This window comes from Thermotoga caldifontis AZM44c09 (assembly GCF_000828655.1).
Taxonomy (GTDB): domain Bacteria; phylum Thermotogota; class Thermotogae; order Thermotogales; family DSM-5069; genus Pseudothermotoga_A; species Pseudothermotoga_A caldifontis.
Map to the genome: position 1 here is coordinate 1,182,827 of NZ_AP014509.1, position 17,528 is coordinate 1,200,354.

Genomic DNA, 17,528 nt, shown 5'->3' on the forward strand with positions numbered 1-17,528 from the left:
GACCGTGCACATCCGCAGGCTGTACATAAAAGGATTTGGAAAATTGAAGTCATTCGAACTCGAGCTGAAACCAGGTTTGAACGTCGTCTACGGTCCAAACGAGTCCGGCAAAACGACGCTGTACAATTTCATCAGATCGTGCATCTGCGGTCTGTCCGAAGAGGAATTGGAGAAGTATCGACCCTGGGATGGTTCCGAACTCGACGGCGGGATCGTTGTTCTTCATGGAGGAAAAGAGCTCAAATTGTTCAGCACCTTTGGTGAGAAGCCGTTCGAAAGAAACTTCGCAGACAGTCTGATCTTCCTGAGCGATGAAGAAGATCTGACACTCAGAAAGGCAGAGGATCACCTCATCGCACGGATGAAGAGCAACCTTCAGCGCGTGGAAGAAGCTCAGCTGATCGAGGATGCCCTGAAGAAGATTCCGCGCTACGCGGAAGAACTCCTCTCTCAAAGGAAACAGCTCGAGGAGCAACTGAACCGGCTCGACGAGCAGATCGAAGCATTCTACCGGGCGAGAAAACAGCAGTTTTCTAATTTCGTGGAAATTTCCAGGCTCAAGCAGGAGCTTTCGTTGCTTCAGGAAGAGAAGACCAAGTTGCAGGCTCAGATCGCGAGGCTGAACGAAAAGATCGAAGAATTCCTGAGACAACGACTCGAAGAACTCGATCGAAGATTGAGAGAAGTTCTTCAAACACTCGAAAGAGAGAAAAAGCTTACGATTTTGAACGGGGCGCAGTACGAGCAAATTTCGAACGTGAAAGCCCAGCTGGATCGACTGAACACGATCATCGAACAGCGTCGGAGCAGAGTCGAAGAAGTCTCAAAATTGCTCGAAGAAACGGTGAAACAGCGTGACGAACTCATGCACACGATCAGAAGTGAAGACGTCGAGACGTTCAAGTTGAAACTGAAGAACCTGCGTCTCACGTACAGGCTTCTGGAATCGAACTTCCAGAAGTTGAAGGAATTCGAATCCAGGTACGAAGCTTCCTGGAAAGCGTTCGAGGGACTCCGTGAAGATTTTCTGGAAGAAGTGATGAAAGAAACTGTGAATTTTCAAGAACAGGAAGAGGCGCGGTTGCAGAGCAGGTTGAAACTGCTCGAAGAGAACGTCTCTGAGAGTAGAAAGAAGATCAGCAGGTCTCGCATCATCGCGATCGTTTCCGCCTTAGCGGCTGTGGCTTCGACGATCCTCGGGTTCGTGGTGGCGAGCTGGTGGTTCTTCCTCACGGGAGGGCTCGGTGCGATCACTCTGATTTTCCTGACGAACGTGTGGAGGTTGGACAAGCAGCTGTCACGCGACGAAGAAGAGATGTTGAAGTACCAGCTGGAGCTGCGCGCGATAGAGAAAAGGAAAAGCTCAGCCACGCAGAGACTGCTCGCGAACTTTGGCGTCAAGGACGTATCGCAACTGAGACAGCTCTACCAGCGTTACAGAGACTGGCTCAGCGAAAAGGACAGGTTCGAAAGGTTGAAACAAGAACTCGAAATGGAAACGAAGAACATGCTGGAACAGCTCAGACCATACGGGGCAGAAGAACTGTCCGACGTCCCGAGTGTGATTCTCAGGCTCGAGGAAATCGTTTCTTCGATCGACGACAAGAGCCTGAAGATAGCACAGCTCAAGGAAGTTTCACAGCGTCTGCAGGATGAACTCTCAGATCTGCAGAGACAGAAACTGTCGCTGGAAGGCGAACTGAGAGAACTGCTCGAAAGGTTCGGTCTGGAAAGCTTCGAGGAGGTCAGTGGGGCGTACGAAAGGTACCGTCGCGTTGAGGAGTTCGAGGCCGAAAGATCGAAGTTGGAACGAACGAAGCAGTGCCTGCAAGAGCGCAACTTCGAATGTCTGTTGAGACAGTACCAGACCCTTTCGACCCTTTTGGACGAAAAGGCCGGGTTCGAAAACCTCTCGAAAGATGTGGACAGGCAGATCGAAAGTTTACAAACGCGTCTCAGCGAACTGGAGTCGACTCTGAACGAAGGGACGTTGCTCGAGAGAGTGGTCGAGCTGTTGAAGGAAAAATCGCTGATCGAACTGCGGAGCCGAATCGTTGAAATGAAGCTCGAAAGGTTACCATCACTTTCGCAATTTCTGCACTCCGAACTTGAGAGATTGACGGGATCTTATGTGAAGAAGTTTGCGAACCTTTTCGTGCCAACTTTCAGGATGTTCTCAAAGCTGGCAGAGAACGTGGTTGTGGATAAGGATCTCTCCGTGAGGATCGTGGCTGGGAACGATCTGCATCTTTCCACCGATGTGCTGAGCAGGGCGACGATCGACCAGTTGATCTTATCCTACAAGACGGCGCTTCACGATACGCTCGAGCTCTCTGAACCCCTCCCCCTGATCGTGGATAACTTCCTGATAAGGTTCGACGAAGAACGGCTGAAAGTGGCCGCGGAACTTCTGAAGGAAATTTCGCAGACGCGACAGGTACTGATAATGACGAGCGATCGAAGGCTGATAGATCTTCTGGGCGTGCAGCCCGTGGCTCGACTGAACGCGACTTAGAAGACCATGAGCCTGTCTTTTCCGGAAATCTTGGCGATCTGGAGCGCTTGAAGGGCTGCCTTTGTGAGCTCCTGTGAAGTCCTACCGTGGTCGGGAAACATGGCGATGCCTGCGCTCACCGACACCTTCGTCTGGAAATCGATCCTGCGAACTTCCTGAAGGAGTCTGTCGGTGATCTCGATCGCCTTGGACTTGGTCACGTTCCTCAGAAGCAGTGCGAACTCTTCGCCACCGAACCTTGCAGCCACGTCGGTTTTCCTCGTTTTCGTGCGCAGTATGTCCGCGATCTTTTCGAGTAGACGGTCTCCCGCTTCGTGTCCGAAGCGCTGGTTTATGAGAGACAGATCGTCCACGTCCAGGATCACGACGGCGAAACGGTTCCCCTTCGCGATCTCCGCATCGACGTAGCTGAGGAAAGCGGAGTGCGTCAGCAGGAGCGTGTGAGAATCGTAGGATTGTCTCGAGACGATGTCTCGATACAGTTCCGATCTTTCCAAGAGCTTGTATACCTGGTTCGCTACAAGTTCCATCAGCTGAACGTCTTCGATCCGCGGCCTTTTTCCACTCTCCGGCGCGTCCACGCTGATGTAACCGACCATCTCCCCGAGGGGACTGTATATTGGGACTATCAGAAAATCTTCGGGACGCCAGGCGTCAGGCTCGTCACCTGCTGCCCGGTCGATCAATACCGCGCTGTACTGCGACGGCACTTCGATCGTGCCTTCGGGTATGAAATAAGAGTTGCTCACCCTGAACCGCTCCTGTGTGAAACGCAGAAGATGTTCGATCGGTGGCGGGTTTTCTTTCAGCCTTGAGAATTCTTCCTCGCTCATCCCATGGTGCGCCACGCGCTGGATCACCCCGAGCTCTCTGTTCAGAACGCTGATCAACACGTATCTGAACCCTGTGATGTCGCTCACGACTTTGGCAAAATGTCTCAGAGTGTCGGCGATCGAGGCACTCGGAGGATGGTTCACCAGCTGTACCACCGTGGCGAGCTTCTTTCTGAAATCTGTGTAAGTCTGCTGGAACTTTTCCAGTTCCTTCACCTTGGATTTGTAGCCGAGTAGAAGGTTGTAAATCAGAAAGCTCAGCATGAAGGCCAGAACGATCCACAGGCTCTGAAGCTGCTGAGCGAACATATAAAGACACACCAGGCTGGTGACGAACAGAACATCTTCAATGAAGGACCAGCGTGACTTTTCAAGTTCTACGAGCACAGTCAGAAGGAAAGCGGTAGAGCTAAACAGAAGTGTTTTAAAGAAAACATTACCTGCCAAGCTGGACAAGAAGTGGGCCAGGGCGTAGATGCTGTATCGCTTCAGAAAATCGTGGAACCTGTTCGAGAAAGTACTCTTTTCAAAACGCAACGAAGATCCGAGCGCCACGATCAATGGCGTGAAGCTACCGTTACCGAACGCGGCGTGTGGCAGGGCAACGAAGAGACCAGTCGCAGCCGTTCGTCGATTTTTTTGAAGGTTGAAAACCGCGACGCTGTAGACGAGGAAGGCTGCATCGAGCAGGGTGAACCTGAAGGGTTTGAGCAAGTATGTGAGCAGAGCTGCGAGAGCGATCAGAAGCAGCGATTTTTTCAACCTCTCCACTCCTTCATCTCTGTGGTGGAAAAGTCGAACGGGAACTCGACCCACCTGTTTTCCAGAGAGGATTTGTAGATTGCCAGCACGATCTGTACAGCTTTAGAACCTGATTCTGCGTCGATGTACGGTTCTCTGTCCTCTACGATGGCCTTGCAGAAATCTTCGTACAGCGGCCCGTGGCCATGGCCGTACACCGTCTCTGGATCTGGCAGGCTCATGAAGGGATGTGAATCTTCGTTTGGAAATCTCCATACGAGTATCCTGTTGACGGCGAGTCCTCCTATCTTAACTGTGCCTCTCTCGCCGAAGATCGTCAGAACTTCCTCAAGGTTCCTGTCGAACACGTTCGACGTGGCCTCTACGATCCCCACACAACCAGATTCGAACTCGACTATGCCCGCAGCCAGATCTTCCACAGGGATGTAAGGATGGTTCAGATTCTTTATCAGTCCGAAGACGCGTTTGGGTTTCTCTCCCAGCATCCACTGCAGCAGATCGATCCCGTGGATCGACTGGTTCATGAGCACGCCCCCGTCCTGTTCCCAGGTTCCGCGCCAGGCGTCCTGTCTGTAGTACGATTCGTTCCTGTTCCAGCGCACGCTCACGACACCGTGAAACAGCTTACCGAAAGCTCCACTTTCTATTTTCTTGCGGAGCTCTTGAACTGGTGGGTTGAACCTGTTCTGGTGGCACACCCCAACCTTCAGTTTCTTCCGTTTGGACGTATCGACGATCTCTCTCAAATGTTTCGTGTCGAGGGCGAGAGGCTTTTCCACCAGCACGTGCTTGCCGAACTCCATCGCCTGCATCGTCATTTCGTGGTGCAAACCACTCGGTGTGGCGATGGAAACGAAGTCCACATCGGAGCGCCGCAGCACGTCAACGTAGTTCGTGTAAACTTCTGGTTTCACACCGAGCTTCTGTTCGAGAATGTCTGCGGTTCTCTGTGCCCTCTCTTCAACGATGTCACACACCGCGACTGGTTCCAGAAGATGACGATTTCGCTCGATGGCTTCCACGTGCTTCGAAGAGATCCTGCCGCAGCCGACCAGCGCCATCCTCAGTTTCACGTCCGAACACCCCTCATGATCTTCCAGATCCGCTCAGAAGTTTTCCCATCACCGAATGGATTCTCAGAAGGATCCAATCTTTTCTCGCTCGCGAGCACCATGGCACTGTAGACCGAATCCTTGTCAGTGCCAGCCAATGTTCCAAAACCAGATTCTATGAGTTCAGGTCTCTCCGTGGTCTTTCTCGCGACCACGACGAACTTGCCGAAAGACGGTGCCTCTTCCTGCACACCACCTGAGTCGGTCACAACGAACCAGCAACCTTCGAGCAACGCCAGAAAGGAAATATAATCGAGCGGTTCTATCAGGAAGAAATGCCGGTTGGATCCCACGGTGTCGAAAACGATCTTTCTGACGTTGGGATTCTTGTGGACGGGCAGAACCACTGGAACGTTCCTTTCTTCCGCGAATTTCGCGATCCCGGAGAGTATCGAAACCATCTTCTCACCTATGTTCTCTCGCCTGTGCAGAGTCAGAAGTACGTAAGTGTCGAAGGGCACGATCTGCGATCTTATTCGAGACAGTTCGAACCTGCTTCTTATCATGTTCAGCGCATCGACGACGCTGTTACCGACCACGTGGATGCGTTGTTCTTCGATGCCTTCCTTCAGCAGATTTTCCTTGGCCTTCGTCGTCGGTGCGAACAGATAAGTGCTGACGACGTCCACGACCCTTCTGTTCATCTCTTCGGGGAAAGGATCGTAAAGATCGTGACTCCTCAAGCCCGCCTCGATGTGGGCAACCTCGACTTTCGAATGGAATGCACAGATCGCGCAGGCCATCGCCGTGGTGGTATCACCCTGCACGAAGAGCACCTCCGGCTTTTCTCGTTGCAGGATGGGTGGCAGTTTCTGCATGATGCTGGCGACGACGCTGTCGAGAGTCTGATCGTGCGTCATGATGTTCAAATCGTGCTTCGCCTCTATGTTGAAAACGTTCATCATCATGTCCATCATTTCCCTGTGCTGTGCCGTCGCGACTATGAACGCCTCTTCGCCTTTCTCCACGAAGAATTTGTAGACGGGGGCAACCTTTATGACCTCCGGACGGGTGCCGAACACGAAACAGTACCTCACGATTGTTCGACCTCCAGCGACGTCCTGTTACCCTTGCTGTCTATGGCGACGCGCATGAACAACCTTTCCACCTCGATCTCGTACACTGCATCTTCGCCCAGGTCTGCGTAGGTGAGGATCCTCGTCGATGTGGGACGGACTTCGGACTCGACTACGAAGAGCACACGGGAAAACCTTTTGAAAGTGCTTTCATCCAGACTGGTGTCGAAGGCTATCACGGAAACCACACCGTACAGGAACGCCTTCTCAAGGAAATTTTCGAATTTCTTTGACGGGATCGGCTTCACAAAATTGTTTTCGATCCTTCCGAAGCATACGAGCTCGTTCTTGATGAAATCCGGTACCAGACCCTCGGCACGCTCGTAGTTGATGATCCTCTGGAAGGCCGTATCGCTCAGGAGAACGAACCTTCCAGTGAAAACGATGGAATCCGATACTTTCAGCTTTCTGACGACGTTCAGCGACACGGGATATTTCATGAACAGCATTTCGCACTGCTCCTTTCAACCTGTCAGAAGTATCGTCAATTTCTCTATGAAATGGATGAATGGGTTCATTATCAACGGCATGATCCAGAGGAACAGAAGTGCCAGCATGAAGAGCACCCCGTAAACTTCGTACTTCATGTACCACTCCGTGTAACCTTCGGGGAGCAGCGCTCCGAGGATGCGGGAACCGTCGAGGGGTGGTATGGGAAAGAGAGAAAAAAGGGCGTAGGTGAGACTGAACCTCGCAGCCTTGCTGAAAGTCTCGAAGGCGAGTTCGAAGTTGCTCAAAGAGCGTGCCAGAATTCCATAAAAAAGAAAGCAGACCATACCTGTCGCGGGACCAATCGACGAAACCAGAAGAAAGTGTTTCTTGCCTTTCTTCAAGTTCCAGGGCCTGATCGGAACGGGTCGAGACCAGCCGAAGTTCAGGAAGATGAAGGCAACCGTCCCGATCGGATCCAGGTGCACGAAGGGATTGAGGCTGGTTCGGCCGACCTTTTGAGGTGTTTGATCGCCGAGCCTGACCGCCAGCCGGGCCTTGAAATATTCGCGTGGCACAACTGTGAGAATTACAGCCACGAACCCTGTAACGATCTGTTCCAACAACGATGACAACGTCACCATGGCACCTCGCCTAAGATTCTATCATGTGAGGGTATCATTGTAGTTTCAGAAAGACCGTCTTGCCTTTGAAATCGATGGCACCGGGCTCTGGATACTGCTCGCTGACTTTCCCCACCCCTTCGATCCTCACGTCAGAGATTCCAAGTTGCTGGAGTATCAAGAGTGCATCGCGCAGGGTCAGTCCGCGAAGATCCGGCATCGCATGCGTCGTCACGCTCAGCGGATGCTCTTTTCGCAATTGAATCAACCTTTTCACTATCGACGCGAAGATCGGTGCGGCGACCTCTCCAGCGAGGTACGCCCCCGCCGACGGTTCGTCCACGTACACCATGATCGTGTAGAGGGGATCTTCAGAGGGGAAGTAGCCAACGAAGATCGAAAAATATCTATCCTTGCCATCGGCCAGCTTCTGCGCCGTTCCGGTCTTACCAGCGACGTTCACTCCCAGGACGTTCGCCTTTTTTCCCGTCCCCTGGCTCACGACTGCCTGCAGTGCTTCGCGTACGAACCTGCTCGTTTCTTCACTCAGAACGCGCTTTTCCACTGGTGTACTTTCTTCAACGATCGTCGGCCTGACGTATTTTCCAGAGTTGGCCAGCGTGTTGAATGCCGCCAGGAATTGCAGAGGAGGTGTTCCGATACCATGCCCGATGCTGATCATCGCGAAATCTATCTTCGACCATTGACTGGGTTTCCTCAGCACTCCGGATATTTCTCCTGCGATCTCCACACCCGTTTTCTCTCCAAAGCCGAACTTTTTCAACCACTCGTAGTAGGCTTCCTCTCCGATTTCTTCTTTGATCAGCCTGGCGATCATGATCGTCGCGCTGTTGCAGGAGTGAACGAGCGCTTCTTTCACATCCACGGTGCCGTGTGCGTCGATGTCCCTCACAGTTATGTCCAGTTCCGGAACGGGTTTTATCTGTCCTGTACATTGAAAGACTTCATTCCCTTTGAGAACGCCACTCTCGATGGCGATCGCGTACACTATGGGCTTCAAGGCCGAACCCGGTTCGATGTAACCCAGCACCGTGTCGTTCCAGTTCCTCGTGGTGACCATGGCCCTGATCTTGCCAGTCTTGGTTTCCATCACTATGGCTCCCGCGCCGACCGCGCGGTTCTGTTCTTTGGCTTTCACGATCTCCTCATAACATATGCGCTGTAAGTCGAGGTCTATGGTCAATCGAACATCTTTTCCGTCCACAGGATCTCTCAGAAATACGAGCTCTGGCAACAGGTTCACAAATCCAGAAAACTTTAGAAAGGCCTTCCCATCTCTTTTGCCTCTCAGCTGCGCGTCCAGCGCCTCTTCCACGCCACCAACTGCACGATCGGCGATTACCAGCCCCAAGATCTTATCCATGCCGAATTGGGTGAAGCGCTTCCTTCGTGCTTCGAGTTCTATGGAAACGAAAGGCAGCATCTCGGTGGGAACGAGCTTGAGGATATCATCTCTCGAAGGGCCTTCACCGAGTCTGAGGAACCTGTTTCTCGATGACAGGATCTCTTCGGCAGTTTTCTCGATTTTGAAGTTCCTCAGGAGAAGACCAAGGTACGGTTTGAGTCTGTCGGAATTGCTGTTTCTCACGTAGTCGAGATCGAGGTACGCCACGTTCACAAACTCGTCGTACGCGCAGAGTCTGCCCTGTGCGTCCAGGATCTTACCTCTCGAGGCGGGTATGCGGATCGTCCAGAGGGGTCCGACGGTCACGTTGAAGCTTCTCAGTGAGAGCAACACAATCGCGCCCACCGAGAAACACAGGAAGGCAAAAGTCAGGAATTTCAATCGGCTCGAGATCAGCTTACTGTTCATTAGAACCTGGGCTGATCACCTCTCGTGAGGACATCAACAGCGTTTGTTCCAACTTGAGCTGGCGAATCTGTTGCTCGAGCTCAACGATGCGCGTCTGCAGAACTTTGTTTTCTCTCGATAGGTTCGCCGTTGACTGCATCAACCTCACCAGTGGAAAGATGGATACTACCAGCACTGCGAGGAATACCATCACGAGGGCGATCCTCACGAGGAACAGCGAAAGAACCCGTTCAACCGAGTGACTCCTCCGCTTCGCTATGGACTTTACAGGGGTCAACCTTCCCCCCTCCTCTCACACCCGCTCCGCTACCCTCAATTTCGCGCTCCTGGCTCTCGGATTCAGTCTTATCTCGGCTTCCTCAGGTGTTATCGGCTTCTTCGTTAACTGCTTTAGTTCAGAACAGGTTCTGAAAAACTCCTTGACGATCCTGTCTTCCAGCGAATGGAACGATATGACTGCAATCCTGCCGCCCGGTCGCAACATCCCTGGAACCTGGGCGAGAAATTTTTTGAGATTTTCAAGTTCATTGTTGACCACGATCCTTATCGCTTGGAACACACGCGTTGCGAAATGTCTTTTTCGAGCGTATTTGTCCGGAATCGCTTTCGCCAGAACTTCCACCAGCTGCTTTGTGGTCTCTATGGGTCTGTTCCGAACTATGAACCTGGCGATACGCCGGGCGTACCTTTTCTCTTCACCGTATTCGAAGATTATTTTTCTGAGAGCCTCTTCGTCCCAGAAGTTCACTACATCGTACGCTGTCAGAGTCTGCTGCCTGTCCATTCTCATGTCGAGTGGACCGTCTCTGTTGAAAGAGAAACCTCGCTCCGCTTTCTCCAGTTGCATCGATGAAACTCCAAGATCCATCAAGATTGCATCGACTTGCGAGATTCCAAGTTCTTTCAGAACTCTGGCTGCGTCCACGTAGGAACTTTTCAACAGTTTGGCACGACCTTCTTCGATGAAACGTTCGAGCCTTTTCTTTGCAAAATCCAGAGCCTCATCGTCGATGTCCAGTCCTATTACGACGCTGTTGTCGATTCTGGTCAGAACGGCTTCGGCGTGTCCACCCAGTCCCACGGTACAGTCGAGAAACACACCGTGAATGTGTTTGAAAAACTCAACGATCTCGTTAACGAGTACAGGAACATGAACAACGTTCATCCGATTCGCTCCGCTGACTTTCTGCTGTATTATATGGCTAAAATCTTTAGAAAAGCAAACTGCATCGTTCGTTTTGAATAAAACGAAAAAGCTCTTTAGACGTTGAGTTCCTTAACCCACCGTAAAGGTAATCTCATGTTTACAATTTTCGATCGAAACCTGTGTACCTCTCACCAACCTGCCAGACTGTTAAAAAGAAACGGCCGCGGTTCTCGCACCAACAGGCACATGGACGTGAAAGGAGTAAAATAAACTGTGCGTTCTCGCAGAGCTCAACCGGAGGTCGAAACTGAGGACTGTTCTGCTGTGCATCGTTTCGAAGGGAAGAGAACCATGACCAAGTTGAAACTTTTCATCTTCGATGTTGGCGGAGTGCTGTGCGATGGAACGTCTGTGGCTAATGCGATCGCGGAGTATCTCAGTTTGAGCCGGGAAGAATTTCTGACGCTGGCACGACTCGCTGGTCTGAGAGAACTTCAGACTGGAAAGATCAACTCTGTGCAGTTCTGGTTGAATTTTTCGAAAATCTCTGGCAGGCGCATCGATGAAGATCTGTGGGTCAGGTTTTTCAGGCCCGTGCTCAGACATGAAGTGATCGATTTGATCAAGAGACTGAGAGCAAAATACAGAGTGGTTGCGGGTACGAACACGATAGAACCACACTATCAAATTCACATCGCACAGGGTCATTACAGCGTGTTTGATCAGGTGTATACGTCGCATCAGATAGGCTTTGTGAAACCAGACGTTGAGTTCTTCCTGTACATTCTCGAGAATGAAAGGGTGGAGCCTGAAGAAACGATCTTCGTGGATGACACGCCTGAGAACGTCGCGGCCGCACAACAGATTGGCATTCGCTCGGTTCTGTTCGTTAACGTTCAGGACCTTGCGGAAAGATTGTCATCGTTGAGTGAGGAATGATGCGAAAAGTACGCTTCAAAACGAAAGCCCCCGCGTGGGGGCTTCGAAGACCACGATGATAACTTTGAGCCTGTTGTCTTAGAAGGGAATGACCGGTGAAGGATAAGTTCTCGTATCTGACCCTTCGTAATACACAGCGAAGAGGAATCCCTTGTTTGCAACACCCTTCACTGTGATCATTGGCCAGGTAACGCAAATGGAAGTCGCCGACGTGCTGGCAACTATTTCGACCATGTACACCTTGTCGACGAAGTCGGGTTTGCCAGTTATCAAGTAAGGTAGCCACTTCGCATCGGTTGAATAGTCCGTCACAGCTTTAACGTTCAGAGTCGGTGTGGCAGTGTGAGCATAGGTCATGATTTCTCTGAGAACATCCACGATATCAGCTGCTTCGTCGATCAGATCAGTATCGGTCGCAGGCTTAACATAAACAAGTTCTGTGGCTGGAGCTGTGAAGAGTTTGGAAATCAGATCTTTGGCCATCGCTGTCGGAGAAGTTCCGAAGAGATCCGCACAGCCGGAGAGCGTGAGCACGATCAGGAGAGCAACCATGCTGAGCACGACGTACCTGTACTTCACAACTATCCCCCCCTTGGATTTGGTTCAGTTCATTATACAACACCTGCAAAAACTGAGTCAAGCGAGATCAGACTGAGAACGGTCAAGCTATTTCTTAAAACCCTTCTCGAGCAACCTTTCAATCACTTCACTGTTCACGACGTGTTTCGGTACCCTGCCGTTGAAAAAGTCGATGATCGATCCGGCAGCCATCATGTTCATGCGCAGGATCGCTTCGTAGGTGTGTGCGCCCACGTGCGGGGTCATTATCAAATTGGGACAGTCGAACAGGGGCGAGTCGGGTGGCAAGGGTTCGAGATCGAACACGTCCAGAGCGGCACCAGCGATCTGACCTCTCTTGAGGGCTTCAACGAGAGCGTTTTCGTCCACAACCCCTCCACGGGCCGTGTTTATGAGATAGGCGGTCTTTCTCATCAGTGAGAGTTTCTCACGATCGATCAAATGCCTCGTCTTCTCATTCAAAGGCACGTGCAGGCTCACAAAATCGCTGCGTTTCAGCAGTTCATCCAGTTCTACACCTTCCACCCCGAACTCTTTCAGAGCGTTCGCTTCAACGTACGGATCGTGAACCAGAACGTGCATACCGAGACAGATCGCTCTCCTTGCAACTTCCTTTCCGATCGAGCCGAAACCGACGATGCCGAGCGTCTTACCGAAAAGCTCGACCCCGACACTCGAAACGAACTGACGCTTCTCGTAAAGGGTCCTGTGCAGCTCGACAAGTTTTTTGGACAGGGCGAAGATAAAAGTCATCGTGAGTTCCGCTACAGAAACGGCGTTCGCGTTCGGTGTTATCGTTACGGGGATTCCAAATTCAGTCGCCGCGTCGAGGTCTATGTTGTCAACCCCAACGCCGTGCTTTGCTATGATTTTTACGTTAGAATTCTCCAGCATTTCACGTGTGATCTTCTGTAGCCCCACGATCACCGCGTCGAAATGCTTCAGATCGTTTGGCTCTATCTTTTCCTTCCTTTCAATTTCAAAGCCGTTTTCCTGCAAAAGCCTCACAGGTTCGTCGGAGTACTTTCCAAAGGTCCTTGCCAAGATCAGGATCTTTTTCACCGGATCGCCCCCGTTTCAGTATTTCAACTCGGATATGGCCAACCTGCTCTTCTTCAGATTCTCTATGGCCTGTGGATCCTTCACGGCCAGCAACGTGTATATCGTGTCCAGTATCACCAGCTGGACTATTCGGGACGTCATCGCATCGGTTCTGATCTTCGTTTCCTTGGTGTTCGTCACGAGCACGACCGTGGCGAGTTTCGCAAGGCTCGACTTGCTGTTTCCCGTTATTGCAACGACTGGTATTCCCATCTCGATGGCTTTTTTCGAGAGTGCGACGATCGATTTGGTTTCACCCGTGTGCGAGATGGCGACGACGAGATCGTCTTTACTCGCGTTCGCGAGCAGTGTGACCATGATGTGCTCGTCGTTAGAAAAGAGGCAGTGCTTTCCGAGACGGGTGAACTTGTGAAAGGCATCGAAGGCGACGGCTGCCGAAGCTGCAAAGCCAAAGAAAAGAATTCTCTTTGCCTTCAGAAAAAGATCGGCGGCTTTTTCCAAACCTGCCACGTCAACCGTGTCGAGCGTGTCGAGGATCGCACGCACCGTTGCCTTGAAAATCTTCTGAGCTATCGTTTTTGTATCATCGCCTTCGCTGATGTCTTCGTAGACTATCTCGAGGGGAGCCTGCGAGAGTTCCTGAGCCAGCAGCACCTTGAACTGTTGAAAGCTCGTAAGACCTATTTTCCTGTAAAACTTCACGATGGACGCTTCGCTCTTGACCCCAGAAATCTGGCTCAAATCACTTATCGAACACTCAAGGACAGTCCTGGGATTTTGGAGCACTGTGTCCGCTATCTTTCGTTCTGCTTTTGTGAAAGTCCTGTAATTCTCTCTTATCGCCTGAAGGACGCTCATGGACCGTCCCCCCAACGTCAGGCTGTCGTTGCACCTCCGTCTATCACAACGTAGCTTCCTGTCATGAACGCTGCTTCATCGCACGCTGCAAATAGTATAGCAAAAGCGATCTCTTCCTCCTTTGCGAGTCGTCCTACGGGTTGTCTCGCCATCATCTCTGCAAGCACCGCGTCAGGATCTTTGGATGCTCTGACCCTTTCCGCGAGGCCCTGAGAGTAAGTCGTGCCGGGACAGACCGCGTTCACCCTTATGTTGTCCTTGACGTAGTCGATCGCGAGCGACTTCGTCAAGCCCAGCAGTGCTGCCTTGGAGACGCTGTAGACGCACCTGTTGGGTATTCCTTTCAGCGCCGCCACCGACGAAACGTTCACTATGACGCCCCCACCCACCTTCTTCATCTCCGCCACGGCATACTTTGCCAAGAACATGGGACCTTTGACGTTGACAGCCATGGTTCTTTCGAAGTCTTCTTCGGTGAGGTCTTCTATCTTTCCAGAAGGCACGATGCCCGCGTTGTTCACCAGTATATCCAAGCGACCGAACGCTTCAACGGTCTGTTTGACTATTTTCTCGGTTTCGGGAACTTTTGAGACATCGCCGTGCACAAAGACGGCGGTTCCTCCATTCTTTCTGATCATCTCCACGGTTTCGTTTCCTTTCTCGGCAGATATATCATTAACAGCGACTTTGGCACCCCTTTCTGCGAACATGATTGCCGCTTTCCTTCCTATGCCGGAACCAGCTCCGGTGATCAAAACGACTTTACCCTGAAAGTTCATCCTTCACCCCTCCTCAACCAAAGATGAGTTTTGGTATCAAGAGCGACAACTGCGGGAAGAAGATGACCAGAAGGATCACGATGATGGTCGCTATCAGGAACGGCCAGGATGCCTTCACGTATTCCTCCAGAGTCGCTCCAAGAACGCTACAACCTGCGTACATCGAAGCTCCAACTGGCGGCGTCTGGTTACCCATCGCCGCGGAGAGAATGAATACGAGTCCGAAGTGTACAGGATCGATTCCGAGCCTCCTCGCCACCGGCAGAAGCACCGCCGTCGTCATCAGAATGAGTGCGGTCGCATCGATGAACAAGCCCGCGAAAACGAGAAATATCATTATGATGATCATGAGTACATACGGATTGTTCGATATGCCGAGCAGGAAATTCGCCAGAGTCTCAGGTACCCTTTCCCACACCATGCCGTAACTGAAGATGTTCGACATCGCGAGGATCGCTAAAACTGCTCCAATATCTCCCAGAGCGTTTTCCAGGGTCTCAGAAAAGAATTGTTTCAGGCTCATCTCTCTGTGTATCAGAAATCCTACGATCAAACCGTAGATCACGGCGAAGGAACCAACCTCGGACGGTGTGAAGATGCCCGTCCTCAAACCCAGTATGAGCAACACCGGGAATATCAACGCCCAGATACTCTTCGACAACGCATGTGCTATCTCTCTGCCCGAAGCGCGCCTTTCTCTCTCGGGCCGAAGACCCAGTCGCCTCGCGACGAAGTATATGACGAACATGTACGCAACCATCAGTAGCAGTCCTGGAATGATACCGGCAGCGAACAGTCTCCCGATGGAAACCTGGCCGATGGTACCGTAGAGAATGAAGGCTATACCGGGTGGTATTATTGGCACGATCAGGCTCGTCCACACGTTCACTGCTACAGCGAAACCTCTCGGGTAACCTCTCCTGAGCATCTCTGGGCCGAGCATCCTGGTTTCCATAGCCGCGTCGGCGATGCTCGAACCCGAAACGCCTCCCATCAGTGTTGAAAGAACCGCCGAGACCTGACCGAGCCCCCCGCGCATGTGGCCGACAAGTGACGATGCGAAATCTAACAACCTTTGAGTGACACCGGCGGAGTTCATCACGCTGCCGGCTATGATGAACATGGGTATCGCGAGGAGCGTGAAATTGATGATCTGTGACAGAGCCTGCTGGATGGGTATCGTGATCGGTAAATACGGATGCTGCAAAAACCAGATGAAGCCCGCTATACCTATGGCGAAAGCAACCGGCATACCCAGAAGCATGAAGACAACGAAACTCACGAGCATCCAGAACATGTCATTTTGCCTCCCCGGCTGGTCTATTTTTGAACTCGCTCAATATTTTTTGCAAGGTCGATCTTCCCAGAAGAGCCGCTCCGACAGGAACAGCGAGTGTCACCCAGGCGTAGCTGAAGTTCGGCATTCCCTGAAATTTTCTGAACCTCTGTGTCCATGTCAGTTGGGCGCCCCAGACAACCATGTAGATGCAGAAGGCCAGAATTATGAGCAACACGATCACTCTGATCACTTTCTGAACTTTGACAGGTAACCTTTTCACGAAAAGATCCACGGACATCATCTTGTTTTCACGCCAGGCAACGTCCATTGCGAAGAAACACGCCCAGGCAAACAGGAAAGAACTGAAATCGACGGCCCAGTTCATGGGATTCTTCAAAAACCTTGCCACACCAGAAGCAAACACCATGACTATCATCGCCACCAAAAGCCATTTCGCCGCAACCTTTTCGAATTTCACAAGGTATTCATCGAGCTTCTTCACCGTCTATCACCTCAGTAATAGTTATAGAAAAACCCAGTCCCCCATTCCGAGGGACTGGGTTTGAGTTCACTGACCTCTGACTTCCTTGATCAGCTGTTCGAGTGCATCCATGATTCCAAGTTTTATGTAAGCTTGCTTGGCAGCTTCCATGAACGCGGCCTTGTCAACGTCGCTGATCACGGTAATACCTTTTTCGATGCATTTCTTTTTGTACTCTTCGCTGAGCTCCTTCATGATCTTCAGGGAAACTTCAATACCGGCTTTGTCGCATTCTTCCTCGATAATCTTTTGATATTCAGGTGGCAAGCTTCTGAACCATTTCGAACTGACGACTTCGAAGTTGATCAGAAGTATGTGCCCCGTCTCAGATGCGTACTTGACGACTTCGTACAGAGAACCGTTGTAGACGTTAGCGTAAGTCAACTCTGCCCCATCACACGCTTTCGTTTGAATCGCTGTGTAGATCTCACCGAAGGCGATAGCAACGGGTTGTGCACCGAGTGCCCTGATGGATTCCTGCCAAGCGGGCGATGGAGGTGTTCTGATCCTCAAACCACTCAGATCGGCAGGTTTCCTGACGGGTTTGTTCGTGAAGAAATGTCTGTAACCCTGGACCCAGAAGAAGGACAGGACCTTGAAGCCGTACTTGTTTTCGAGTTCGTCGAGCCATTTCTTCATGGACGGCGATTGTTTAACTTTCTGAAGAGCTTCGATGACCTCTTCCGGAGTCTTCGCACCCATGAAGTCGATGAAGTAGGCAATGTTCATGACACCGATCGGTGGAACGTACATACCCATTCGCGCGGAGTCTGTGTTCTGGCCGATTGGTGCGCCAGCTCTGATCTGCTCTAGGATGTCCTCTTCTACACCGAGTTGAGCACTGTGGAACACTTCGATTTTAACATCCCCGTTCGTTCTCTCCTCGACCGCTTTCGCCCACTTCAAGAACGCTTGGTGGTACGGTTCTGTGGCTGCGAGAACGTGGTTGAATCTGAGCACATACTTCGGCGCGGCGAACAACGTTGCAAGGGCAACGGCAACAAACGCAAGCACGAGGAACTTCCTCACGGTTACTCCCTCCCTTTTGGAAAAATATTTTCACACATCTCACACGTTCGTGTGGGTTGTCAAAAAAATTATATACGATGGATTCGTCAAAGTGTCAACGAGAAAATGACGGCCCATTCAAAAAGCTGGAA

General features: G+C 51.4%; 17 protein-coding genes. 2 read left to right on the forward strand and 15 right to left on the reverse strand.

Annotated features, from left to right (window positions below):
* The first annotated feature begins 4 nt into the window (after window positions 1–4).
* Window positions 5–2,515, forward strand: a complete 2,511-nt coding sequence (locus TSP01S_RS05930; RefSeq protein WP_041077215.1) for an ATP-binding protein — start codon at window positions 5–7, stop codon at window positions 2,513–2,515.
* On the opposite strand, the gene TSP01S_RS05935 is transcribed toward TSP01S_RS05930, so the two are convergent.
* The 8 genes from TSP01S_RS05935 to rsmH form a co-directional block, all read right to left on the reverse strand.
* A complete protein-coding gene (locus tag TSP01S_RS05935; RefSeq protein WP_144380642.1) occupies window positions 2,512–4,110 on the reverse strand; it encodes a sensor domain-containing diguanylate cyclase in 1,599 nt (532 codons plus the stop codon). The two genes, TSP01S_RS05930 and TSP01S_RS05935, sit on opposite strands and share 4 nt — an antisense overlap.
* Window positions 4,107–5,183: a Gfo/Idh/MocA family protein gene (locus TSP01S_RS05940; protein WP_041077217.1), complete on the reverse strand. Its 1,077-nt coding sequence runs from the start codon at window positions 5,181–5,183 to the stop codon at window positions 4,107–4,109. The genes TSP01S_RS05935 and TSP01S_RS05940 overlap by 4 nt, the downstream gene beginning before the upstream one ends.
* Window positions 5,180–6,259 (reverse strand): non-hydrolyzing UDP-N-acetylglucosamine 2-epimerase, encoded by a 1,080-nt coding sequence (gene wecB, locus TSP01S_RS05945; RefSeq protein WP_041077218.1) that lies wholly within the window; start codon window positions 6,257–6,259, stop codon window positions 5,180–5,182. The genes TSP01S_RS05940 and wecB overlap by 4 nt, the downstream gene beginning before the upstream one ends.
* Window positions 6,256–6,747, reverse strand: coding sequence for a fumarate hydratase C-terminal domain-containing protein (locus TSP01S_RS05950; RefSeq protein WP_041077219.1), 492 nt, complete (start codon window positions 6,745–6,747; stop codon window positions 6,256–6,258). The genes wecB and TSP01S_RS05950 overlap by 4 nt, the downstream gene beginning before the upstream one ends.
* Window positions 6,748–6,762: 15 nt before the next feature.
* The gene (locus TSP01S_RS05955; RefSeq protein ID WP_041077220.1) at window positions 6,763–7,371 is read right to left on the reverse strand and encodes a site-2 protease family protein; all 609 of its coding nucleotides are present in this window, start codon (window positions 7,369–7,371) and stop codon (window positions 6,763–6,765) included.
* Between the two features lie 34 nt (window positions 7,372–7,405).
* A complete protein-coding gene (locus TSP01S_RS05960) occupies window positions 7,406–9,109 on the reverse strand; it encodes a penicillin-binding protein (RefSeq protein ID WP_171816806.1) in 1,704 nt (567 codons plus the stop codon).
* Window positions 9,110–9,173: 64 nt separating this feature from the next.
* A complete protein-coding gene (locus TSP01S_RS05965; RefSeq protein WP_041077221.1) occupies window positions 9,174–9,461 on the reverse strand; it encodes a DUF5408 family protein in 288 nt (95 codons plus the stop codon).
* A gap of 15 nt (window positions 9,462–9,476) precedes the next feature.
* Complete coding sequence (gene rsmH / locus TSP01S_RS05970; protein WP_041077222.1) at window positions 9,477–10,349, reverse strand: 16S rRNA (cytosine(1402)-N(4))-methyltransferase RsmH; 873 nt, start codon at window positions 10,347–10,349, stop codon at window positions 9,477–9,479.
* Window positions 10,350–10,604: 255 nt separating this feature from the next.
* Here rsmH and TSP01S_RS05975 point away from each other — a divergent pair, with 255 nt between their 5' ends.
* Window positions 10,605–11,270, forward strand: a complete 666-nt coding sequence (locus TSP01S_RS05975) for an HAD family hydrolase (RefSeq protein WP_231848527.1) — start codon at window positions 10,605–10,607, stop codon at window positions 11,268–11,270.
* A 78-nt stretch (window positions 11,271–11,348) separates the two neighbouring features.
* Here TSP01S_RS05975 and TSP01S_RS05980 read toward each other — a convergent pair whose 3' ends face one another.
* The 7 genes from TSP01S_RS05980 to TSP01S_RS06010 form a co-directional block, all read right to left on the reverse strand.
* Window positions 11,349–11,849 carry a hypothetical protein gene (locus tag TSP01S_RS05980; protein WP_041077223.1) on the reverse strand — a complete coding sequence of 167 codons (501 nt, stop codon included), beginning with the start codon at window positions 11,847–11,849 and terminating at the stop codon, window positions 11,349–11,351.
* 87 nt (window positions 11,850–11,936) lie between these two features.
* Window positions 11,937–12,911 (reverse strand): phosphoglycerate dehydrogenase, encoded by a 975-nt coding sequence (locus tag TSP01S_RS05985; RefSeq protein WP_041077224.1) that lies wholly within the window; start codon window positions 12,909–12,911, stop codon window positions 11,937–11,939.
* Between the two features lie 15 nt (window positions 12,912–12,926).
* A complete protein-coding gene (locus TSP01S_RS05990; RefSeq protein WP_041077225.1) occupies window positions 12,927–13,769 on the reverse strand; it encodes a MurR/RpiR family transcriptional regulator in 843 nt (280 codons plus the stop codon).
* 17 nt (window positions 13,770–13,786) lie between these two features.
* Window positions 13,787–14,548: an SDR family NAD(P)-dependent oxidoreductase gene (locus tag TSP01S_RS05995; RefSeq protein ID WP_041077226.1), complete on the reverse strand. Its 762-nt coding sequence runs from the start codon at window positions 14,546–14,548 to the stop codon at window positions 13,787–13,789.
* A gap of 13 nt (window positions 14,549–14,561) precedes the next feature.
* On the reverse strand, window positions 14,562–15,845 hold the full coding sequence (locus TSP01S_RS06000; RefSeq protein ID WP_041077227.1) for a TRAP transporter large permease: 1,284 nt from the start codon (window positions 15,843–15,845) through the stop codon (window positions 14,562–14,564).
* 1 nt (window position 15,846) lies between these two features.
* Window positions 15,847–16,329, reverse strand: coding sequence for a TRAP transporter small permease (locus TSP01S_RS06005; RefSeq protein ID WP_041077228.1), 483 nt, complete (start codon window positions 16,327–16,329; stop codon window positions 15,847–15,849).
* 66 nt (window positions 16,330–16,395) lie between these two features.
* Window positions 16,396–17,382 (reverse strand): C4-dicarboxylate TRAP transporter substrate-binding protein, encoded by a 987-nt coding sequence (locus tag TSP01S_RS06010; RefSeq protein WP_231848625.1) that lies wholly within the window; start codon window positions 17,380–17,382, stop codon window positions 16,396–16,398.
* Window positions 17,383–17,528: the final 146 nt, after the last annotated feature.

Bases quoted from the DNA above. Each gene is read 5' to 3' on its own strand.
- rsmH (WP_041077222.1), bottom strand. From the start codon at position 10,349: ATGAACGTTGTTCATGTTCCTGTACTCGTTAACGAGATCGTTGAGTTT.
- TSP01S_RS05955 (WP_041077220.1), bottom strand. From the start codon at position 7,371: ATGGTGACGTTGTCATCGTTGTTGGAACAGATCGTTACAGGGTTCGTG.
- TSP01S_RS05995 (WP_041077226.1), bottom strand. From the start codon at position 14,548: ATGAACTTTCAGGGTAAAGTCGTTTTGATCACCGGAGCTGGTTCCGGC.
- TSP01S_RS05950 (WP_041077219.1), bottom strand. From the start codon at position 6,747: ATGCTGTTCATGAAATATCCCGTGTCGCTGAACGTCGTCAGAAAGCTG.
- TSP01S_RS06000 (WP_041077227.1), bottom strand. From the start codon at position 15,845: ATGTTCTGGATGCTCGTGAGTTTCGTTGTCTTCATGCTTCTGGGTATG.
- TSP01S_RS05990 (WP_041077225.1), bottom strand. From the start codon at position 13,769: ATGAGCGTCCTTCAGGCGATAAGAGAGAATTACAGGACTTTCACAAAA.